Origin of the sequence: Microbulbifer agarilyticus, from assembly GCF_001999945.1 — a bacterium.
Classification (GTDB): domain Bacteria; phylum Pseudomonadota; class Gammaproteobacteria; order Pseudomonadales; family Cellvibrionaceae; genus Microbulbifer; species Microbulbifer agarilyticus_A.
Genome location: NZ_CP019650.1, coordinates 2,150,807 through 2,173,098 on the forward strand (window position 1 = coordinate 2,150,807; position 22,292 = coordinate 2,173,098).

22 protein-coding genes are annotated in these 22,292 nt (G+C 54.9%); 3 read left to right on the plus strand and 19 right to left on the minus strand.

Annotation, left to right across the window (positions count from 1 at the left end):
- Positions 1–298: 298 nt before the first annotated feature.
- Together bcp and Mag101_RS08765 are read right to left on the minus strand one after the other, a co-directional pair.
- A complete protein-coding gene (bcp, locus tag Mag101_RS08760; RefSeq protein ID WP_077403613.1) occupies positions 299–775 on the minus strand; it encodes a thioredoxin-dependent thiol peroxidase in 477 nt (158 codons plus the stop codon).
- Between the two features lie 180 nt (positions 776–955).
- The gene (locus tag Mag101_RS08765) at positions 956–1,492 is read right to left on the minus strand and encodes a DUF2244 domain-containing protein (protein WP_077403616.1); all 537 of its coding nucleotides are present in this window, start codon (positions 1,490–1,492) and stop codon (positions 956–958) included.
- 309 nt (positions 1,493–1,801) lie between these two features.
- On the opposite strand from Mag101_RS08765, the gene asnS reads away from it, so the two are divergent.
- Positions 1,802–3,202, plus strand: a complete 1,401-nt coding sequence (gene asnS / locus Mag101_RS08770; protein ID WP_157520274.1) for an asparagine--tRNA ligase — start codon at positions 1,802–1,804, stop codon at positions 3,200–3,202.
- A gap of 105 nt (positions 3,203–3,307) precedes the next feature.
- Here asnS and Mag101_RS08775 read toward each other — a convergent pair whose 3' ends face one another.
- From Mag101_RS08775 to Mag101_RS08845, 15 genes are all read right to left on the minus strand, one after another.
- Positions 3,308–4,288: a malate dehydrogenase gene (locus tag Mag101_RS08775; protein WP_077403619.1), complete on the minus strand. Its 981-nt coding sequence runs from the start codon at positions 4,286–4,288 to the stop codon at positions 3,308–3,310.
- A 100-nt stretch (positions 4,289–4,388) separates the two neighbouring features.
- Positions 4,389–5,021, minus strand: a complete 633-nt coding sequence (locus tag Mag101_RS08780; protein WP_077403622.1) for a dUTP diphosphatase — start codon at positions 5,019–5,021, stop codon at positions 4,389–4,391.
- 30 nt (positions 5,022–5,051) lie between these two features.
- Positions 5,052–5,828, minus strand: a complete 777-nt coding sequence (locus tag Mag101_RS08785) for a TatD family hydrolase (protein ID WP_077403625.1) — start codon at positions 5,826–5,828, stop codon at positions 5,052–5,054.
- Positions 5,829–6,032: 204 nt separating this feature from the next.
- Positions 6,033–6,386: a PilZ domain-containing protein gene (locus tag Mag101_RS08790; RefSeq protein WP_077403628.1), complete on the minus strand. Its 354-nt coding sequence runs from the start codon at positions 6,384–6,386 to the stop codon at positions 6,033–6,035.
- 186 nt (positions 6,387–6,572) lie between these two features.
- Entirely contained in the window at positions 6,573–7,610 is a 1,038-nt protein-coding gene (locus Mag101_RS08795) for a DNA polymerase III subunit delta' (RefSeq protein ID WP_077403631.1), read from the minus strand.
- Entirely contained in the window at positions 7,607–8,245 is a 639-nt protein-coding gene (gene tmk, locus Mag101_RS08800) for a dTMP kinase (protein WP_077403634.1), read from the minus strand. Before tmk ends, Mag101_RS08795 begins: the two co-directional genes overlap by 4 nt.
- Positions 8,246–8,280: 35 nt before the next feature.
- Positions 8,281–9,396, minus strand: coding sequence for an endolytic transglycosylase MltG (mltG, locus tag Mag101_RS08805; protein WP_418287744.1), 1,116 nt, complete (start codon positions 9,394–9,396; stop codon positions 8,281–8,283).
- Entirely contained in the window at positions 9,390–10,283 is an 894-nt protein-coding gene (locus Mag101_RS08810; protein WP_077403637.1) for an aminotransferase class IV, read from the minus strand. The genes mltG and Mag101_RS08810 overlap by 7 nt, the downstream gene beginning before the upstream one ends.
- Before the next feature lie 64 nt (positions 10,284–10,347).
- The gene (gene fabF / locus Mag101_RS08815; protein WP_077403640.1) at positions 10,348–11,589 is read right to left on the minus strand and encodes a beta-ketoacyl-ACP synthase II; all 1,242 of its coding nucleotides are present in this window, start codon (positions 11,587–11,589) and stop codon (positions 10,348–10,350) included.
- Between the two features lie 204 nt (positions 11,590–11,793).
- Positions 11,794–12,030 carry an acyl carrier protein gene (gene acpP / locus Mag101_RS08820; RefSeq protein ID WP_010130751.1) on the minus strand — a complete coding sequence of 79 codons (237 nt, stop codon included), beginning with the start codon at positions 12,028–12,030 and terminating at the stop codon, positions 11,794–11,796.
- A gap of 225 nt (positions 12,031–12,255) precedes the next feature.
- Positions 12,256–13,011: a 3-oxoacyl-ACP reductase FabG gene (gene fabG, locus Mag101_RS08825; RefSeq protein WP_077403644.1), complete on the minus strand. Its 756-nt coding sequence runs from the start codon at positions 13,009–13,011 to the stop codon at positions 12,256–12,258.
- Between the two features lie 92 nt (positions 13,012–13,103).
- Positions 13,104–14,048, minus strand: coding sequence for an ACP S-malonyltransferase (gene fabD / locus Mag101_RS08830; RefSeq protein WP_077403647.1), 945 nt, complete (start codon positions 14,046–14,048; stop codon positions 13,104–13,106).
- 96 nt (positions 14,049–14,144) lie between these two features.
- Entirely contained in the window at positions 14,145–15,146 is a 1,002-nt protein-coding gene (plsX, locus tag Mag101_RS08835; protein WP_232325206.1) for a phosphate acyltransferase PlsX, read from the minus strand.
- Between the two features lie 36 nt (positions 15,147–15,182).
- Entirely contained in the window at positions 15,183–15,374 is a 192-nt protein-coding gene (gene rpmF, locus Mag101_RS08840; RefSeq protein WP_077403652.1) for a 50S ribosomal protein L32, read from the minus strand.
- 79 nt (positions 15,375–15,453) lie between these two features.
- On the minus strand, positions 15,454–16,032 hold the full coding sequence (locus Mag101_RS08845) for a YceD family protein (RefSeq protein WP_232324965.1): 579 nt from the start codon (positions 16,030–16,032) through the stop codon (positions 15,454–15,456).
- A 124-nt stretch (positions 16,033–16,156) separates the two neighbouring features.
- On the opposite strand from Mag101_RS08845, the gene Mag101_RS08850 reads away from it, so the two are divergent.
- The gene (locus Mag101_RS08850) at positions 16,157–16,741 is read left to right on the plus strand and encodes a Maf family protein (RefSeq protein WP_077403658.1); all 585 of its coding nucleotides are present in this window, start codon (positions 16,157–16,159) and stop codon (positions 16,739–16,741) included.
- Positions 16,742–16,771: 30 nt separating this feature from the next.
- Here the strand turns inward: Mag101_RS08850 and Mag101_RS08855 are convergent, their stop codons facing one another.
- A complete protein-coding gene (locus tag Mag101_RS08855) occupies positions 16,772–17,416 on the minus strand; it encodes an HAD-IA family hydrolase (protein ID WP_077403661.1) in 645 nt (214 codons plus the stop codon).
- Between the two features lie 26 nt (positions 17,417–17,442).
- Entirely contained in the window at positions 17,443–18,441 is a 999-nt protein-coding gene (gene rluC, locus Mag101_RS08860; protein WP_077408183.1) for a 23S rRNA pseudouridine(955/2504/2580) synthase RluC, read from the minus strand.
- An 802-nt stretch (positions 18,442–19,243) separates the two neighbouring features.
- Here rluC and rne point away from each other — a divergent pair.
- Positions 19,244–22,201 (plus strand): ribonuclease E, encoded by a 2,958-nt coding sequence (gene rne / locus Mag101_RS08865; protein ID WP_077403664.1) that lies wholly within the window; start codon positions 19,244–19,246, stop codon positions 22,199–22,201.
- Positions 22,202–22,292 lie beyond the last annotated feature (91 nt).

Here is a 22,292-nt window from a genome sequence, read left to right on the forward strand (position 1 = left end):
GAAAAACAAGCAACGAAGCCTACCCAGAGTGAACGTTTTTTGTACTGCTCCTCGCACCACACCCAATCGCTCTGGGCAAAACGTTTGAGCGGCGCTCCTTTACACAAGCCAGTATAGACCATCTAGGGATAATGCAAGGGACGACAGGCAATTTTTTTTAAGCAATGCACAAAAAGAGTACACCGCGACAATTGCCTCCCTCTATATATGTCTCCTGAATAGCTCCCTCATGACCCGCATATGGCTATTAGGAGCTAAACACGAGGCCGCCATACCGTTTGACTGCCCCGCGGTCCACTTAGTCCAGATTTTCGTCAATCCAGTTCAAAACATCGTCGTGGTGGGTTTTCGTCTTCACCTTATCGATGACATGCTGCAGGCGACCCGCCTTATCGATAATAAAGGTGGTACGAATCAAGCCCATGTACTCTTTACCCATAAATTTCTTGAGCCCCCAACAACCGTACTTATCGGCGATCTTGTGATCCTCATCAGCGAGCAGATCAAAATTCAATTCGTACTTATCAATAAACTTCTGCAGCTTTGCCTCAGGGTCCGGGCTCAGGCCAAAGACAACGGTGTCACGCTTGGCGAATTCCTTGGCGCTATCGCGAATGCCGCACGCCTGCGTCGTACAACCGGGCGTTAAGGCCTTAGGGTAAAAGTACAGCACCACATTTTTTTTATCCCGAAAATCTTTTAAAGCAACCTTCTCGCCATTTTGATTCTTCAGTGTAAATACAGGTGCAAGATTGCCGATTTTAGGATGTGCCATGGAGCCTCCCCTTATTGAAATACAAGTATTGAAATGCGCAGCGCTAGGTACTTACAAGTTGTTCGTACGCAAAACACACACGTGAAAGTCGCGTCCGATATTATATCGACTTTAGCAGCGGGCGCGATCTTCCAAGAAAGTTTTGTTGAATGCGATCTGACGGCATAAATCGCTGCGGGATTAAAAGTCCTGCAAGCGGAAGCATTGCTCTTTGCGTGCACGCAAGCCGCAGATACCGAGCTTCTCGACAAGTGCCGCTTTTTCGGCGTCGGTAAGGAACTCCCCTACTTCCAGGCAGCCCTCCGGGCCGCTAAAGGTGACCGCCGTGGGCTCGGCAGGCGTGGCTCCCATCCGCACCAGTATCGCCAAGCTGTCTCGATCAAATTCAGTGTGATACACCGGCCGCTTGAGACTACCTCGACTGGTATCGAGGACTACGCGCTCATCGGTTATGCGGATCACTTCCCGGCGCGTACCTTCCATATATACGTAGCCAAACAGGGCGCCCAGCAATAGCATTTCCAGCCCAGCAAACGGAATAACCATCCAGGCTCCCGCCAGCGCAAACGCGACACTAATGCCCAGGGAAACGGCGACCAGGGAAATGAACACCCAGAGGTTGCCAGCGAAAGATAGGGATTGATTGGGCGCGAGAAGGATACAGGCCCGACGCCCGCGCGCGCCGCCGACTTCTTTGACCATGAGTACATCATCCATCACTGTGATTATTTCAGTGTAGGACAGGGTAAAACTGAACCAAGAGTCAGCTTCTACCAGCGAGGCCTTCTATACTGTTGCGACACCGGTGACCGGCGTTCCAATAGCCTATTTTGCCTCCCTCTTCTACAGTGCTCCGCGTTCTGGCCCATCGAGCCGTATCAGGGGTAGATTTTCCCGCACACAGGGGGCAAGATGCGGCGGGAATACGCGTCCAAAAGCCGCGTGCAATAACCGCCTGGCTCGTTTCCGGCAAACCCATGGCCGATACATAGACCGGCAGGCGCGAACGACAACAAGAGCACCATCATGCAAGTTGAGTCCATCGAAAAACTATTAAAGTCCACTCAGCGGGAAGGTGAAACCGCCCGTATCCAGGGCTGGATCCGTACCCGTCGCGATTCCAAAGCGGGCCTGTCTTTTCTCGCAGTGCACGACGGCAGTTGCTTCGACCCAATTCAGGTGGTCGTTGAAGCCGACATCAACAACTACCAGTCCGAAATTCTGCGCCTGACCACGGGCTGTGCAGTGGATATTGAAGGTACGATCAAGGCGTCCGAGGGTAAGGGGCAATCGATTGAGCTATTGGCAAACAGTGTGACCGTAGTTGGGTGGGTAGAAGATCCAGACACCTATCCGATGTCCCCCAAGCGTCACAGCATGGAGCATTTGCGCGAACACGCCCACTTGCGACCGCGCACCAACGTAAGTGGCGCAGTTGCGCGCGTACGCAACTGTATCGCACAGGCCGTGAACCGCTTCTTCCACGAGCGCGGCTTTAACTATGTGCACACCCCAATCATCACCGCCTCCGACTGTGAGGGTGCAGGCGAGATGTTCCGCGTAAGCACGCTGGATCAGACCAACCTGCCCCTGACCGATAAGGGTGACGTCGACTACGGCGAGGATTTCTTCGGCGAAGAGACCTTCCTCACCGTATCTGGCCAGCTCAACGTAGAGAGCTACTGCCTCGCGCTATCCAAGGTCTACACCTTCGGCCCAACGTTCCGCGCAGAAAACTCCAATACCACTCGCCACCTGGCGGAGTTCTGGATGGTAGAGCCGGAAATTGCGTTTGCGGACCTGGCAGACTGCGCGAACCTGGCCGAAGAAATGCTCAAGTACATCTTCCGTGCCGTTTTGAGCGAACGTGCCGATGACATGGCGTTCTTTGCTCAGCGCATTGATAAAGAAGCCATCTCGCGCTTGGAAAACATTATCGATAACGACTTCGCCCGCATCAATTACAGCGATGCCATCGAGATTCTGGAAAACTGCAAAGAGAAATTTGAGTTCCCGGTTTCCTGGGGTATCGATCTAGCCTCCGAACACGAACGCTATCTTGCCGAGAAGCACTTCAAGAAACCGGTCATCGTGCTGAACTACCCGAAGGACATCAAGGCCTTCTATATGCGCATGAATGACGACGGTAAAACCGTGGCGGCCATGGACGTACTGGCTCCGGGCATCGGTGAAATTATTGGCGGTTCACAGCGTGAAGAGCGCCTTGACCGTCTGGATGCGCGTATGGACGAAATGGATATTCCGAAAGAGCACCTGGATTGGTACCGCGACTTGCGTCGCTACGGTACTGTGCCACACGGTGGCTTTGGACTGGGCTTCGATCGCATCGTGTCCTACGTTACCGGTATGGGCAATATCCGCGACGTGATCCCTTTCCCACGCACTCCGCGCAACGTGAAGTTCTAACGTGAAATTATTGTGTCGCGTGCCAGCGGTATTCGCTGGCAGAAACAAAAAAACCCGCACCAAGGTGCGGGTTTTTTTATGGCTTTTACTTGCTTGCGTAAAAGCTTACGGCAGCAGGTGCGCTACAGCATCGCGCTCTTCAGCCAGTTCCTGCTCGGTCGCAGTCATCTTCTCGCGAGAGAAATCATTGATGTCTACGCCCTGAACGATTTCCCAGTCGCCGTTTTTGCAAACAACCGGGAAGGAGTAGATCAAGCCTTTAGCGATACCGTAAGAGCCATCGCTGTATACACCCATGCTGGTCCAGTCGCCTTCAGCGGAACCCAGAGCCCAATCGCGCATGTGGTCGATAGCAGCGTTGGCTGCGGAAGCAGCAGAGGAAGCACCACGTGCCTTGATGATGGCGGCACCGCGCTGCTGAACAGTCGGGATGAAGTCAGTCTCGTACCACTCCTGCTCTACTTTACCCATCGCGTCTTCGCCATTTACCTTGGCCTGGTGCAGGTCAGGGTACTGAGTCGCAGAGTGGTTACCCCAGATAGTCATGTGGGTAATGTCGTTGACGGTGGAATCGGTCTTGTTCGCCAGCTGAGTCAGGGCACGGTTGTGGTCCAGACGGGTCATGGCGGTGAAGTTACGCGGGTCCAGATCAGGCGCATTGCGCTGAGCGATCAGTGCGTTGGTGTTGGCCGGGTTGCCAACAACCAGTACTTTCACGTCGCGGGAAGCTACGTCGTTCAGGGCTTTACCCTGCGCAGAGAAGATTGCGGCGTTGGCTTCCAGCAGGTCTTTACGCTCCATACCTGGGCCACGCGGACGGGCGCCAACCAGCAGTGCGTAATCTGCGTCTTTAAAGGCAACGGTTGCATCGTCAGACTGAACGATTCCTGCCAGCAGCGGGAAGGCACAGTCTTCCAGTTCCATCGCTACGCCTTTCAGGGCTTCCAGAGCGGGAGTAATTTCCAGCAGCTGAAGAATAACTGGTTGATCCTTACCCAGCATTTCGCCAGAAGCGATGCGGAACAGTAGGGAGTAGCTGATCTGACCGGCGGCGCCGGTAACTGCAACACGAACAGGTGCTTTCACGATGTATCTCCGTTGTTTTCAGGCGCCCGCATTATAGGGCCTTGCAAATTAATTTCATTATCCTTTGGTCTATATCTCTATACAAAAGAGACCAAATTAATCACGCCAAATCCTTTTTCGCGCCCGGATAACGAATTTTTAAGGCTTCATACAACTGAACGCTGAAATTTTCTGCTGCAGTGTCTAAAGATTGAACAATCTCCGCCAGGTGCTCGTTGTCTTCCCTACCCTGCCATTGCTTCTGGTAGCTGCCATCTTGATAACCGTGATCCTGGCGGAAACGATTCAGCACATTTTTGCCAACATAACGACGATAAAGCTCATCGAGATCCATGGCGCAATCGGCCAATAATTGAGCAAACCCAGGCAGATCAAATTGTTTGGTCGCAAGCGTATTCAAGGTGAATGACTCCAGGTTTTCCCTGAAGTCGCCAGCACTGACATCAATAGCGTCGAGCTGCTGCTGCATTTCTTGAGCAACAACCTCGGGGGCACCCTGCTGAAGCTCCAGGCTCAGGCCAAAATGCCAGATATCCACCAGTTCCAGCTTAACCTGCTCAATTTCTGGCTCCTGCTTCTTCCACCATTTCCAACCGTAGTGATCCAGTAATTCGGCGCTCTCGACCCAAATCGCGCGGTACCAGGCGAAATTCTGCTCACGCCAGTTCTCATTTACGACCGTATTGATGGCGTCCTGCAGGGCCAGCATGGTCGCCAGTTGTTGTTGAGACATAGTTATTTCCTAAGATCAGCCCGGCCAGATTTATGCGGCGCGCGGGAAAAGTCGGTAAAAATTTTCGGTGGTGATGCGGGCAAGCTCTTCGTAAGGCAGCCCACGCAAATCGGCAATAAACTCGGCCACTTCACGCACGTAGGCGGGAATATTCGGTTTACCGCGGTGTGGCACCGGTGCGAGGTACGGAGAATCGGTTTCCACAAGAAGGCGATCGAGCGGCACTTGCTTGGCAACTTCACGAAGCTCTTCCGCATTTTTGAAGGTGACGATGCCAGACAGGGAGATGTAGTAGTTAAGGTCTAACGCGGCCTTTGCCATCCCCCAAGATTCGGTGAAACAGTGCAAAACTCCCGCATGCTCACGGCTGCCATGTTCTTTGATCAGATCGATGGTGTCCTGACGGGCATCGCGGGTATGCACAATGACGGGTAAGCCAATTTGATCCGCAGCCTGCAAATGCGCCACAAAGCTTTGCTGCTGTACTTCTCTGGTTTCGGTGCTGTAGTAGTAATCCAAACCTGTTTCACCGAGTGCAACCACGTTTGGCTGCGCCGACAGGCTTTTTAGCTTATTGACATCAGCAAGGCCTGAATCAACGTCCAGCGGGTGTACTCCGACGGAACAGACCACGTCCGGATAGGTGTTGGCGATGGAAACTACCTGGTCGGCGTTATCCAGACTAATCCCCACACAGAGAAACTTGCTCACCCCGCGGCTACGCGCAAGGTCCAGCACCGCATCCAGGTCACCATCAAACTTGTCGAGTTTGAGCCTGTCGAGGTGACAATGAGAATCTACCAGCATAAATAACAGCCTATCGCCCCGCATTCGAGTCAATGCATTAGGGAAATTGAATCAGGGGAAAATGAAGGGGAGATTATACAGGCATGGACATCGATATGCCTGTCTTGCTGGACGCTAGTGATGGGACAGTTTGTGGGGGGACAGCTTGCGGGGGGACAACCACCGGACCGAAGTGCCCGGCAGTATCGAGACAATGAGATGTCGTTACAGCGTATGCGTCGGCCGGCTCGACTCGAGAGAACCTGCGAGAAGCGTTTCAATCTTGTTCTGTGCGGTATTTTCCTTGTCGCTAAACTGGATACCGATACCGGGAGTGCGGTTGCCTTGTGCCCCACCTGGGGTAATCCAGACGACCTTACCTGCCACCGGAAGCTTTTCCGGCTCGTCCATCAGGCTCAACAGCAAGAAAACTTCGTCGCCCAAGTTGTAAGACTTGTCGGTATTGATAAACAGACCACCGTTTTTCACGAACGGCATATACGCCGCATACAACACGGATTTGTCTTGAATCTTCAGTGACAGGATGCCGTTGCGGGCACCGCCCCCTATACCTTTCATGCTAAACCCCACCGCGGTTGCGTATCATCTTCAGCCCATAAAAGGCAATCTGGCCGCACGCCACTTCTTGTACATTATTTAATCGCCCGCCGAAAACCCTAACTCGTGTAGAGCCGACGACCGTATAGGAATTGTCGTGGTAAGTTACCTCGATGGCCAGCGACCTGTCCACATTCCTGTGAAATATCAGCGGAACAGCCCGGCCCACCGGATCATCAGCTCTTCCAACAGCAGCCGCTTGTTCGGGTTACTGTTGCCAGATAGCAAGGCGCGCGCTTTGAGCAGATGGTCATAGAAGCCAAATACCGGCCGCATGCTCTCTGGTCCCGTTCCCGGTAACCGCTGCAGCAAGCCCATAATCTTCGGGTCCGCAGCGACATCGGTACTGCGGGATTTCAAGATCAACGCCACCCAGCTCTGCCAGAATTGCAGCAACATGTTGAGGTCAGCCCCATCGGCAGGCTTTTCCCATTTACCCGCAAGTACCACCGGGCTTTGATCACCCCGTGTCAGTGCACTCAGATCTGCAAAAAACGTCTGCCGTGCCTCTTCCGCTTCCGGCTCCATCAAGCGAATCGCCAGCAACGGTGCACCGCCAGCGAGATTGAGTGCACTATCGGCGTCTTCGTTTTCGATACCGCTTTCACGCAACCAGCGCAAGGCAGATTGCTGTGGCGGAATCGGGAAAGCGATCGTCTGGCAGCGACTACGAATAGTTGGCAGCAAGCCGGAGGGATGGTCCGTAATGAGCAGGAAAATGACCGATGCGGATGGCTCCTCGAGATTCTTCAGAAGCGCATTGGCCGCGTTTACATTCATCGCCTCAGCGGGCGCAAGCAGAACAACCCGGGCGCCCTCCCGGCCACTGGTGCGACCAACAAATTCACCCAGCTCACGAATCTGCTCAACCTTTAGCGGCCCCTGCTCTTTCTCCGGTACCACGCGGGTAAAATCCGGATGGGAACCAGCCGCACGCAACTGGCAACCGCGGCACTCGCCACACGCCAAGCCGTGACGAGGCTGATCGCACAATAACAACGCGGTAAACGCTTCCGCGAAACGGCGCTTACCCAGGCCGGGCTGACCGCTGATCAACAACGCATGCGGGCAACGCCCCGCAACCCATTGTGCACCCAGACGCTGCCACTGTGCTGCCTGCCATGGCAGCGGCGATGGAATTTCCGACTGCGCGAAACCGCCGGAATCTGCTGCAACCGATGTCATAGTGCGCTCGCAATCTTGCCCAGTGCCACCGCCAGGTTCTCCTGAACCTGCTCAAGCGGCACTGAGGCATCGATGACCGCGTATCGATCCGGGTCACTGTGCGCACGATCGAGGTATGCAGCGCGAACCTTGTTAAAGAAGTGGATCTGCTCACTTTCAAAACGGTCGGCTTCACCGGTACTGGCTGCGCGCTGCAGGCCAATTTCGGGATCGACATCAAGCAGTAAAACCTGATCAGGACGCAGATCACCCTGAACAGTTTGTTCGAGCTGCGCAATCAAGTTCGAGTCCAGCTCACGACCGCCCCCCTGATACGCGTAAGTCGCGTCGGTAAAGCGGTCACAAATAACCCATTTACCCTCAGCGAGTGCGGGCAGTATCACGCGCTGCAAGTGCTGTGCGCGAGCGGCAAAAACCATCAATAGTTCTGCAGTTGGATCTACGCCTTCTTCGCGTTTTTCCAGCAGCAGGTTACGCAGCTGCTCTGCGAGAGGTGTACCACCGGGCTCTCGCGTTTGGATAAACGGAATTCCCTGCTCCGTCAGCCACTGGGTAATAAAGCGAAGGTTCGTGGATTTACCCACGCCCTCACCGCCTTCCAGGGTAATAAATTTTCCGTTTGGTAGATCGCTCATTGATTTTCCGGCCGTCAAAACGGGCAACCGTTTGATTAATTTTCTTGTACTTTTCCGGGGCTCGAACGGTAATCCGACCGGCGCTGCAGCTGATACTGACGCACAGCCTTGTTGTGCTCAGACAGTGTTTCCGAGAAGTAATGTGAGCCATCGCCCTTCGCCACAAAGTACAGGCTTTTCCCCGGTTTGGGGTGCAAAGCCGCGTGGATGGCTTCCCGCCCCGGCAGCGCAATGGGTGTCGGCGGCATTCCGCTAATCACGTACGTGTTGTACGGCGTTCGCTGGCGCAAGTCAGCACGGCGCAAATTACCATCGTACTTGGCGCCCATGCCATAGATAACTGTCGGATCGGTTTGCAGACGCATACCTTTGTCCAGGCGCCTTACGAAGACCCCGGCAATTTCATCGCGCTCCCAGGGTACGCCTGTCTCTTTTTCGACAATGGACGCCATGATCAGAGCATCATAGGGGGAATCATATGGCAGGTCATTCCCGCGCTTTTCCCACTCCTCCGCGAGAACCTTGTCCATGCGCTGATTCGCCTGACGCAGCAGGTCTAAATCACTGGTACCGGAACGATAGATGTAGGTGTCCGGGAAAATTCGGCCTTCAGGATTGCCTTCTATACCCAAGGCCTGCGCAGCGGATTGCACCGAGGCGCCCGCATCTGTTGCGCGAATTCTTTGCGAAGCGCGTATCTGACTGAGTGCTTGTTGAAATGTCCACCCTTCCACCAGGGTCACGCGATAGCGCGTGACATCGCCACGATTCAGACGTGCCACCAGATCCATGGCATTACTACCCGCGGGGATCATGTATTCACCAGGGTGAATATGGCCAAGCTTTTTAATTCGGGCATAACCCAGTACGAGGCGCGGGTGTTTTACCACCCCATCTGCAGCAAGGCTGTGCACCACACGGGAAAGATTACTGCCGGTCTCCACATCCATGCGCAGCCCTTGAGCAGGGACGGACAAAGGAGCAACGAGAGCACTATTAATGAACCACAGGGACGCGCCGCCGGTAAGGACACCGAGCACAAGCAACGCGAGTACGCCACGGACAATCCTACCGAGTGTGGAGCCCTTAGATTTTTTTGCTTTGCCTGAATTCGCGGAAGCTTTTTTCCGGTTTTCTTTCTTCGCTACCATAACTCTTCCGAAATTAACGCTTGCAGCATACTTACGCCGCGCCCTGGGTGTACAGGGTTCTGTGCCTGGGAATCCATCTGGGAACCCTCTGGCGTGCTCGCCAGCAATCGCGCTGGTATCACGCCCCGCACGCTGTTACAGATCGCGAGCTCATTAGCGCTCGCCAGATCTGTTGGATAAAGTGTATCTTCGCCGATTTGGACCTGACCGGCCAGCCAGTGCAACATGACCCCCCGCACGCCAAACTGATCCAGCCTGGGTGTTATCCAATCTGAGCCAATCCGTAGCAACAAGTTACTACGAGTCCCCTCAATCACGGCACCGGCTGAGTCCAGCAACACCGGCTCAAGCAATGGCTTGCCGCCGGCTGAGCGCGCTGGCCATTCGGCAGCAGCACGCTTATAGACATCTCTTACGAGTAATTTACAGCCGCGGAGTCCAGTATGCTCTGAACCACCACCCAAACTTCGCAAGTGAGGTGTAAATGGCGATTGCGTGGCATCACTGGTCAATCTGGTACGACACAAACCTAACAGCACGCCATTGCCCCACGGCGAGACGCGCTCCAGCGGCTCCATACACAGGTCCCACATCGGTTTGTCCGCATTAACACCTTGCCGCACACCATAACGCAGCCTGACCCGGGCACCTTCCGGCCAACTTCGCGTGCGCGACACTACCTGTGCCAAAGATTGGTCGATTGCAGATAGAGTCTCGGGCAGCGGCGAAGCACTGCGTTGCAAACGCGCACGGTGGAGCGGCCACAGCGGTATCTTGCCGTGGCCGGCCCGCATGGTTTCCAGCACGCCAAACTGATACGCACTATCTGGCACAAGCGTGTGCAGCTCGCCGGCAGCGGAAAGGAAGAAAGAGTGGATGTCCGTCACGGATCAAGGAGGGCAACAATAGAGCGGCCGTTATAAAACAGCCGCTCCATCGTGTATTGCACGGTTAAATACGCTGAAAAATCAGCGAGCCGTTGGTACCGCCAAATCCAAACGAGTTGGATAGCACAGCATCAATTTTGATTTCCTGCGCTTTATGCGGCACCAGATTCACACCGGTACAGTTTTCATCGACGTTATCGAGATTCACTGTTGGCGGCGCAATCTGGTTCTGAATCGATTTTACGGAAAAAATCGCTTCGATCGCACCAGCAGCACCCAGCAGGTGACCAGTCATGGATTTGGTTGAGCTTACGGCCAGTGAATCCAAAGAGTCTGCAAACACAGAACGTACCGCGGCAATTTCCGCCTTATCGCCCAATGGCGTAGAGGTACCGTGCGCATTAATGTATTGAATAGCAGCAGGGTCGAGGCCCGCGTCATTTAGTGCATTCGACATAGCAAGCGCTGCACCTGCACCATCTTCAGGTGGTGACGTCATATGGTGTGCATCACCACTCATGCCAAAGCCACTCAGCTCAGCGTAAATCTTTGCCCCACGGGCCTTGGCATGCTCATACTCTTCAAGCACCAATACGCCAGCGCCCTCACCCAGTACAAAACCATCGCGGTCTTTGTCCCATGGGCGACTGGCTGCCTGAGGGTCGTCGTTGCGTGTGGAGAGTGCACGTGCTGCACAGAAACCACCAAGACCAACCGGTGTGGTTACCATCTCGGCGCCACCACACACCATCACATCGGCATCACCATATTGAATGGTGCGCAAACCAATGCCAATTGCGTGGGTACCAGTGGTACATGCGGTTGTGGTAGAAAGGTTCGGTCCTTTCATTCCGTATTTAATCGACAAGTTGCCGGCAACCATATTGATAATGGCGCCTGGCACAAAGAAAGGAGAAACCCGGCGAGGTCCCTTCTCTGCAATCAACATTGCATTGTTTTCAATCGCGGCAATACCGCCCATACCAGATCCGATACAAGCACCAACTTTCGGTGCCATTTCGTCGGATACTTCCAGACCACTATCTTCCATGGCCTGAATACCGGCACTCAAACCATACTGCAGAAACACGTCCATCTTGCGTGCTTCTTTTGCTGGGAGATGTGGCTCCGGTGAAAAATCTTTTACTGTCGCTGCAAAGCGTGTGCTGAATGCAGAAACATCAAATGTGTCAATCGGCACAACACCACTGGTGCCTGCCAGCAAAGCAGTCCAGGTATCTTCAAGGGTGTTGCCCAGAGGGCTAACCATGCCCATACCGGTAATAACGACTCTTCTTTTCGACACTGATGTCTCCCCGATATAAATGCTATGCGCCGTAACCCGATTGCCGTTATCGGTCGCAAATTTATCAAGTTTCAAATATGCCGAGAGCCGCGCTATGCAACATAGAACGGCTCTCGTAAAGCTTTTATACCAGCCAGTGCACGCGGCACTGGTGGTAAAAGTAACGTGTATTGATCACGCGCTACTTAAGCTATCCAGCAGGAATCAACCCAGGTTCTGGTTGATGTAATCGATGGCCAGCTGAACAGTGGTAATTTTCTCGGCTTCTTCGTCCGGGATTTCGGTCTCGAATTCCTCTTCCAAAGCCATTACCAGCTCAACAGTGTCGAGGGAGTCAGCGCCCAGATCTTCAACAAAGGATGCTTCAGGTTTTACATCTTCTTCCTTCACGCCCAGTTGTTCAGCAACGATCTTTTTTACGCGCTCTTCAATGCTGCTCATGATTCAATTTAACTCCTAGTGGATAAAAATCTAATTTGGTCACTGCTTAAAATTTATTCGTCATTTCTTGACGATTCAGTAACCGGCTTACACAGCTAACGGTTAATGCGAGGCGGCATTGTACCCTGATTTTTTCGGGATGTAATGCACCGCCTCACAGCAACCATTGAATGATAAATTTTTCTTTACCAATCAATCAGTTATGTTGGTTTTCTCGAAAGAAAATCAACCCATATACATGCCGCCATTCACTTGAATGGTCTCTCCGGTCACATAACCGCCCGCGTCGCTGGCCAAAAATGCAACAACGGAGGCAATCTCTTCTGGTGCACCAAGGCGGCCCAGTGGAATCTTGCTCAAAAGCGCTTCGCGCTGTGCTTCCGGCAACACTTTAGTCATATCGGTATCGATAAAACCTGGTGCAACGGTGTTCACGGTAATCCCGCGAGAACCAACCTCTGCCGCAAGTGCACGAGCAAAACCGCCGACACCCGCTTTAGTGGCCGCATAATTGCTTTGGCCCGCGTTGCCCATGCTGCCGACCACAGAGCTGATGTTGATAATGCGGCCCCAGCGTGCCTTGGTCATATCGCGCAAGCATGCTTTGCTGACGCGATAAACGGCGGTCAGGTTCGTATTCAGAACGTCATCCCACTCATTATCTTTCATCCGCATCAGCAGGTTGTCTTTGGTAATGCCGGCGTTGTTTACCAGAATGGTCGGCGCACCAAACTCAGCTTTCACCGCTTCCAAAACGCCGGCAATACTTTCAACGCTGGTTACGTCCAGCTCCTTACCAGAACCTTTGATACCTTTTTCGGCAAAACGTGCCGTAATTTTTTCCGCGCCACCGGCACTGGTCGCAGTACCGACTACAGTGGCACCTTGCGCACCAAGAAGGTCTGCAATCGCCGCGCCAATTCCACGGCTGGCACCAGTTACCAGTGCCACCTTCCCTTCCAGTGAAGTTGTAATTGTCATAATTTCTCCAGATCGCCCATCCCATCCAATCGGTAAATCGAGTGGAAAGAGCGAAGTTCTTCGTCAACTATTGGACTGTTTTATGCGGGTATTTAGCCGGCAGTAGCGGTGACCGCTGCAGATAACTGCTCGGATGATTCGATATTCTGTGCAACAAGACTGCGATCGATGCGCTTGGCAAGACCAGCCAGAACTTTACCAGGGCCACACTCAACCAACTGTTGTACACCAAAACCTGCCATCGACTGCACGCAGGCAGTCCATCGCACCGGGCTGTAGATCTGCTCAACCATCAAGGCCTTGATTGCAGCCGGGTCGCTTTCAGTTTTGGCATGCACATTGTGAATAATGGGCGTTGCGGGTGCGTTAAATACGGTCGCTTCGATTTGCGGGGCGAGCTTGTCCGCCGCTGGGCGCATCAGTTCGGTATGGAACGGCGCGCTTACTGGCAAAGGCATTGCACGCTTGGCACCAGCGGCTTTGCAGGCATCGATCGCGCGACCAACTGCCGCTGCACTACCCGCAATCACCACCTGGCCCGGTGAGTTGTAGTTCACCGCAGCAACTACCTCACCCTCTGCGGACTCAGCGCACGCAACTTCAACCGCGGAATCGTCAAGGCCGATTACGGCCGCCATTGCGCCTTCACCTGCAGGAACAGCTTCCTGCATTAGGCGGCCACGCTCGCGCACCAAACGCACACCATCGGCAAAGTCGAGCACACCAGAACACACAAGTGCGGACCACTCGCCAAGGCTGTGACCTGCCATATAGGCAGGAGTCACACCACCCTGAGCAAGCCAGGCGCGGTACAGTGAGACGCTAGCCGTCAACAGCAGCGGCTGGGTTCTTTCGGTGAGATTGATATCTTCCTGGGCACCGTTTTGGCAAAGGTCCCAAAGGTCGTAACCGAGAACAGAGGAAGCTTCAGAAAAGGTCGCAGAGACCTCAGGAAAGGCCTGGGCAGCATCCGCCAGCATACCAATTTGCTGGGAGCCCTGCCCCGGGAAAACGAACGCCAATACTGAGTTGGTCATTGAACATCCTTTAACCAAATTAATTAAGCCACTAATTCCAGGGATGGCTATACAGCAGGCGCCTGCCGGTCGAACCTCAAGGCGAAAAACCGGGGATCAATCGCACCCGGTCTGACGCTGGGCCTGGTAGGCCAGAGCCCGCCCTACAAGATGTGCCAGATCAGATTCGGCACACTCTTTTGCGGTCAACATAGCGCGGTAAAACGCCTCGCTGCTGGCACCGCCATGACTCTTGATGACGTTGCCTTCCAGCCCTAAAAAGCTGGCGCCATTATAGCGGGCCGGCTCCAGCTGTGACCGCCATTTTCGCAACAGATTTATGGCTAATTGGCCAAAATAACGCTTCAGCGGAGCCTTCTTATCGATGGTGAACGTCTTCTGACCAATAAGTCGAATCACGCCCTCAGCGGATTTCATGGCCACATTCCCCATGAGTCCGTTGCACACCACCACATCCACAACCCCGGTAAAGATGTCGTGCCCTTCCACAAAACCGGCGTATTGAATTGAAGGGTCAGACTGCAAAAGCTGGCCGGCACGGCGAATCTCTTCGGTGCCTTTGTGCTCTTCCGCACCAATGTTCAGCAAAGCAACAGAAAGATCCTGACGACCGGAAAATACCCGCTGCGCCTCAACCCCCATACGTGCAAACTGTACAAGATCCTCTGCACTGCAATCTATATTGGCGCCCAGGTCCAACAAAAAGCAGGAGCCTTCGGAGGTCGGCAATGACTTGCCAAGCGCCGGGCGGCGAACACCCTCTACCGTACCCAAAATACTACGACCCAACGCCAATAGCGCACCGGTATTACCGGAAGTCACCATAGCCCCGCACTCTCCGGTAGATACCGACCGCAGCGCTTTGGCCATCGATGATTCACGTTTATGCCGCAAAGCATGAACCGGGTTGCAACCCTGGGTAATAACTTGAACACAATCCACTACGTCCACGCGCTCGCGGACAGATGGCGGTTCACTATTCAGAAGGGATTGGAGTTCCGAGCGGGGGCCGAACAGCGTGAGTGCTGCACGAGGATAGCGGATAAGAAATCTTGCGCAGGCCGGAACGACAGAGCGGGGACCTAAGTCCCCGCCCATCGCATCCACGGCCAATCGAAATTGGCTGGACAAAACTTACTCTTCTTCGGAAGAGCCGCCAACGTCTACCACTTTACGACCACGGTAGAAACCGTCTTTGGTCACGTGATGACGGTGGTGCTTCTCACCGGTGGTCGGGTCTACGGACAGAGTTGGTCCGCTCAGGGCGTCGTGAGAGCGACGCATGCCGCGACGGGAACGGGTTTTTTTGCTCTTCTGAACAGCCATTTGGTGCTCCTAAACATAACTAACAGTTTAAACCGGAACCGGGGCGCCTACCGGCGAGCCCAAACCCTTCAAACAACCCTCAAGACTTGTTTGACGAACCCTTCAACTGTTCCAGTACTTTAAAGGGGTTTTCTCGTTGCTCTTCCGCTTCCGGCTCCTCACCCTGACTCTGGAATGCCTCATGCGCGACGCAATCCCAGTCGTGGTAAGCCACCATTGGCAGATTGAGCAAAATCTCATCTTCCAATACCTGATACAGATCCAGCTCATCGCCTTCCTGTATCACCGGGTCCAAAGACTTGGGTAAGGCATTACCCTGCTCTTCAGACCACACAAACCCCAGTGCGATATCAGCTTCAATCACCTCGCTCACCGGCTGTAAACAGCGTTGGCAAAGCAAGTTGACCGTCAATTCAAGATGACCAGTAGCCACCTGATGGCGCTGCAGGTCTCGGGCAAACGCCAGAGAGACCGTTACGTCGCCCTCGATTGATTCCGTAGATGCCGTCAGCCGAGGCAGACCATCGTGGGGCACAATACCATCCAGTTCTTGTCCGCGCTGCACCAACTTACGTGCGTCTATGCGGCGCGGCAGCGCGGATTTCTCAGACGAATTCTGCGCCATTTTCTGACCGGACTTCTGGGGGGGTATCGACATAAGCGCGCAATTCTATGGACTCACCTGAGGCTTGTCAAAACAAATCATCCACCGCATGATCAGCGCCCGAAAACACTCGCCCTCCCAAGATTTCCCGCGGAGGGGCAATCCGTGGAGAAGCTTCATGCGCAACCTAATTCTAGCGTCCAGTTCGAGCTACCGCCGCGAGCTCCTGGCAAAGCTGCACCTAACGTTTGAAAGCTGTGCTCCCCATATAAATGAAGAAGCATTACCTGGGGAAGCAGCCGTCGATCTCGCCAGTCGCCTCGCGCGCGAAAAAGCACTGGCACTGGCGGGCAGGTATCCTGACCACCTCATCATCGGCTCCGATCAGGTCGCGGAGTGTCGCGGAACACTGCTAGGCAAGCCAGGCACCAAGGAGCGAGCCATAGACCAGCTCACCCAGAGTTCAGGTCACAAAGTGAGCTTCCATACCGGCCTTTGCCTCGTCGATACGCGCGACATGAGTCACGTGACTGTATGTGAAACCTACTCCGTATATTTTCGCGAACTCAGCAAGGAGGAGATCACTCGGTACGTCGAGCTAGACCAACCGCTAGATTGTGCCGGCTCATTCAAATCGGAAGGTCTTGGAATCGCTTTATTCGAAAAAATGGAAGGGTTGGACCCCAATACACTTATTGGACTCCCACTAATTCGACTGATAGAGCTGCTTCGCCAGAAGGGAATTAACCCGCTCGCTGAATAGCCGCAGGCTTATTGGGCCACCCGATGCCAGTCAGGGCACTAACGGCGGCCAGGAAAGAAGCTCCGCAAAGTGGTCAATGACCTTCAGTGGACCACAGTCGTGCAACCGCTCGCGACTGTGCACGCCGTAGCTCACACCAATCGCGGGCATATCGATTGCCGCCGCCATCTTCAGGTCAAACTCTGTATCACCCACCATCACCGCCTCCGAGGCGGGCAAATCCGTCTCGGACAATATCTCACGCAACATGGTCGGATTGGGTTTTGAAGCGGTTTCATCCGCACAGCGACTGGTGGTAAACAAATGCCCTACTCCGTGCTCGGCAAATTCACGGTTCAAACCGCGACGGCTCTTGCCAGTCGCAACCGCTAACTGGTGGCCAGTGCAAAGAAGCTGATCAAGCGTATCCAGAACGCCATCAAACAATGGCAGCGGCTCACCCCGGGCTCCCAACCACTCTTCGGCATAGTATTCGCGTAAATCTGCACGCTGCTGACTATGCGCCTCGGGAAACAATGTGGAAATTGCCTCAGGAAGACCAAGGCCAATAATATTGCTAATAGCGGAGGGGTCGAGCACCGGCAGCCCAGCGCGATCAGAGGCGCGCTGCATACAGGCCACAATTCGGGCCTCTGAGTCGCATACCGTCCCATCCCAATCGAGAATAACCAGCATCAACAACCGCTCCTTATCAAAACTCCTTAGCGCAACTTACCCAGCAGCCCCGCGAGCTCTGCGGGCAGTGGCGCTTCCACACTCACGCGAGTGCCATCGGGCAAGGTACAGCCGACTCGGGCAGAGTGCAGGAAGAGTCGTTTGAGACCCAACTGCCGGAAATGCGCGTTAGCCTCGTCGGGCGTATATTTCGCATCCCCCGCCAATGGGCAGCCAACAAATTGCGCATGCACGCGGATCTGATGGGTACGCCCTGTTACAGGCTCCGCACGCAACAGAGTCGCGCCATCGAGCCGCTCCTCAACCTGAAAGCGTGTGGTCGAAGCTTTACCCTCACCATCCACGACAACCATGCGCTCGCCACTCTTCAGGGTATTTTTACGCAGCGGGGCTTCTACCAGCTTTTGCGAGCGCGGCCACTTGCCCACACCGAGTGCCAGGTAGGACTTATCCATCTTCCCTGCGCGCAATTCACTCTGCACGTGTAACAAAACCGACCGCTTCCGCGCCACAAGAATGGCGCCACTGGTATCGCGATCCAGCCGATGCACCAACTCCATAAACGGGCTTTCGGGATACATCTGGCGCAACGCCTCGATCAAGCCAAGCCGTACACCGCTACCACCGTGGACCGCCAGTCCCGCTGGCTTATTCACCACCAGCAGACCACCCTTATCGTAAAGAATGGCCGCCTCAAGTGTGCGCCGCAGCTGATCACCTGCCACAGCGGGCGGCACCCCCTCAGAAACACGAATTGGGGGAACACGGACAAGATCCCCCGCCTTAAGGCGATATTCCGCCTTCACCCTCCCTTTATTTACACGCACCTCGCCTTTGCGCAGAATGCGGTAGATGCGCGAACGCGGCACGCCCTTCAGGCGCGCCTGCAAAAAGTTGTCCACGCGCTGACCTGCCAGCTCTTCCGGAACGGTAATAAACTGCACGCCAACACCGCCCTTGGGTGAATTGGCGTCAGAACGGGATTCTTTGGCCTGAGCGGCCTTGTTTGGAGGGGTACTTCGCATGGGGCGCATGATAACGGCATGCACAACCCATTTGAAGCACACAATTGATGCCTATGATAGGCCATGTTATATTCGGCCCGCCTAAGTTGGGCTGGTTTTCGGCGGTGCACGGTTTTTCTGCTATATAAAAACCCAGGTGCCGTTCTCGAGAAAATACCGCCAATCAGGCCGGTGCGCGGAAAACCGCGTTATCAACAAAACTTTGTCGGTGAGACCCTTCGAGAGCGCGTCGAAAGATGGTGCCAAGGAAGTACAAAGGCAGCGAGGAGCTGCCACTTCCGAAGTTCTCGCCGACACCAACCCGAAGAAACGGGATTTTTGCGAAGGTAAGACGGGCTGACGCCCGCAGCGCTTGGAACAGACTCAACTCGTTACATATCGCTCTGAGAATGCGCGCCAGCGACCGAACTGGCCCCCGGCCCGTGCCTGAGATGGAAAGCCGTCCCTGCACCGCCGGCAAAAATTAGAGAACACAGGGCCCAGCCACGAGCCGGCCCCAGAGCGGAAAAGAATGTAACCCATGCCAGCCCCATATGGTTGGCAGCCAGGAACCGCCCAAAGAAACACACTGGGCCCGGACTGGCAGGACCTGAATACACCCGAACACGAAGGGGTATTCTGAGTTAAATCGGTATGTCCGCCGACCGCCGTGACCGCAACTAATGGCACGTGCGCTTTGCGACATATACGAAAGCTGTACGCCCCCGCCCTACCCGGCGCTGGGCAAATACAGCCAAACTACCAACGCCTGCGAGCTTCAGCGGTGTTTTACCTTTGCGTAACGCAAGGAAAATACCAACGCATGAAGAGAATGCTGATTAACGCGACCCAGCCGGAAGAGCTGCGCGTTGCCCTGGTTGATGGCCAATGGCTATACGACCTGGATATCGAAAATCGCACCCGCGAACAGAAAAAAGCCAATATCTACAAGGGTAAAATTACCCGTGTAGAGCCCTCCCTCGAAGCTGCATTTGTGGACTATGGTGCTGAGCGCCACGGCTTCCTGCCCTTGAAAGAAATTTCCCGCGAATACTTCATCAAACAGCCCAAAGACATTGAGGGCCGCATCAAAATCAAGGATGTGGTCAAAGAGGGCATGGAAGTTATCGTTCAGGTCGACAAAGAAGAGCGCGGCAATAAAGGCGCAGCTCTGACGACCTTTATGAGCCTGGCCGGTCGCTACCTGGTTCTGATGCCAAACAACCCGCGTGCAGGCGGTATTTCTCGCCGTATCGAAGGCGAAGAGCGCAGCGATCTGCGCGATGCCCTGTCCAGCGTGGAAGTACCTTCCGGCATGGGCATCATCGTCCGCACCGCTGGTGTTGGCCGCAGCGGCGAAGAGCTGCAGTGGGACCTCAATTACCTGTTGCAATTGTGGACCGCCATCAAGAAAGAAGCGGATGAGTCCAAGGCGCCCCACTTCCTGTTCCAGGAAAGCAACGTCATCATCCGTGCGATTCGCGACTACATGCGCGACGACATTGGCGAAGTGATCGTTGACGAGAACGGTGCTTACCAGCTTGCGGCCGAATTTGCTCGTCAGGTCATGCCGAACTACGCCAACAAGGTGAAGCTCTACGATGACAGCATTCCGCTGTTCAATCGCTACCAGATCGAAAGCCAGATCGAGACCGCCTTTGAGCGCGAAGTGAAACTGCCATCCGGCGGTTCCATTGTGATCGATGTAACCGAGGCTCTGATCTCTATCGATATCAACTCCTCCCGCGCCACCAAAGGCGGCGACATTGAGGAGACTGCGCGCACCATCAACCTGGAAGCTGCAGACGAAATCGCTCGCCAGCTGCGCCTGCGTGATATGGGCGGCCTGGTAGTGATCGACTTTATCGACATGCAGAGCAAGTCGAGCCAGCGTGAAGTTGAAAAGCGCATGGAAAAAGCACTGGGTATGGACCGTGCGCGAGTACAGGTTGGTCGCATCTCTCGCTTCGGCCTACTGGAAATGTCTCGTCAGCGCCTGCGCCCATCCCTGGGTGAAACCACGTTCCGAGTGTGCCCGCGCTGTAGCGGCACTGGTACCATTCGCGGCACCAAGTCACTCTCCCTGTCCATCTTGCGACTGGTCGAGGAAGAAGCGAAGAAAGAGCGTAGTGCTGAAATTCGTGCGATTGCGCCGGTTAACGTTGCCACCTACCTGCTGAACGAAAAGCGCGGAGCGATTTCCGACATCGAGTCTCGCAACGACACCCGTGTTGTAGTGGTTCCTAATGCTGATCTGGAAACCCCGCACTTCGAAGTGCAGCGCTTGCGTGATGACGACTCCACCACACTGGAAACCTCTTACAAGATTTCCGGTAGCATCGAGGAATCCCTCGACAAGGCGGATGAAGAACCGGCCCGTCCGGTAGCACAGCCAGCGGTGCAGCAGATTACCCATACTGCCCCGGCCCCAACACCACCTGCGAAGCCCAAGGCCAAAGCAAAACCCAAAGCGAAGTCTGAGGAAAAGCCGGGATTGTTCAGCCGCCTGATCAGCGCAATCGCTGGCCTGTTTGGCGGTGAAGACGAAGACAGCCGTAAGAAGCACAAGAAAGGCAAAGGCCGCGGCAAAAATTATCAGCAGCGCAATCGCAGCCAGCGCGGCGGACGCGGACGTGGTCGCGGAAATCGCGGCAGAGGTCGTGACGACCAGCGCAGCGAAGAGCGCAAAGAAGACACTCGTAGTAAACGCGGCGACAAACGCCGTGAAGACAGCGACGTCGCAGAAAGCGCGCGCGACAGCAAGCGTGAACAAGGCCGCGACAATACACGCGGTGGTGAAGGCCGTGAAGGCGGCCAGCGTCGCAATCGCCGTCGTCGCGGTGGTGATCGCCGCAACGAGCAGCAAACTGCGGTTGCTGAAGCTGATGCAAATAACCTGGAAGTGGCAGAAAGCAGTGAATCTGGTGATGAGCAGCAGCGCCCGTCACGTCGCCCCAGCAACGTCCGCGGTCGCCCGCAGCCCCGTCGTCGCGGTCGCCGCGGTGGCGATCAGGCTCAACCACTTGCCGACGCCACAGCCGCACCAGAAGCAGCAGAGTCCAAGCAAGGCGAGGCACAAGCAGCCAAACCTGAACAACCTGCACAGGTAGAAAGCGGTGCTGAAGCGAAGCCTGAAAGCCGTGGCGCGCGCTCTGATAAGCCGCGTCGTCAGCGCAAGCCTCGCCCGCCGCGTGCCGAACAGGAACAGCAGCCAGAATCGCCTGCAGCGGAAGTAGCTGCGCCCAAGGCCGAACCGGAAGCTGTGACGCCCGCGCCCAAACAGGAAGCCACTTCAGCACCTGAAGTCCAGGCCCCCAAGGCCGAGCAACCAGCGGTAGAAGCGGTAGCGGAAGTAACCGAGGCTCCCGTCGAGCAAGCGCCAGTTGAGGTTGAAACTGCCAAGGCTGAAGTACAGGAAACTGCCCCAGCCGAGCAACCAAGCGAAAGCAAACCAGAAGCCGCTGAAGCTCAGGAAGCTGCTCCGGTAGCTGACGAAGAAGTTGCGACCACCGTAACGGAAGCACCAGTTCAGGAAGAGCCAGTGCAAGAAGCGCCAGTACAGGAAGCGCCTAGCGCGACTACTGGCGGCAAGCCTACCCGTGCGAGCAACGACCCGCGTGTTAACCCGAAACCTCTGGTTGATCTGCAGGTTGTCACCAAGCAACTGGAAGTTGGTGAGCTGCGTCCGCTGGATACCGCGCAACCCGCAAACATCGATCACAGCCCGCGCGCACTTCAGCGCCCGGCAAATGATCCGCGTGTTCAGGTAGCCGAAGGCTAAGTGCTAACGTAACAACAGAGAGTTAGCTGTTCAAAATTACAGCTAACTCTTTGAAGTTACTAAAAAAATTCGGATCGCACTTGTACCTGCA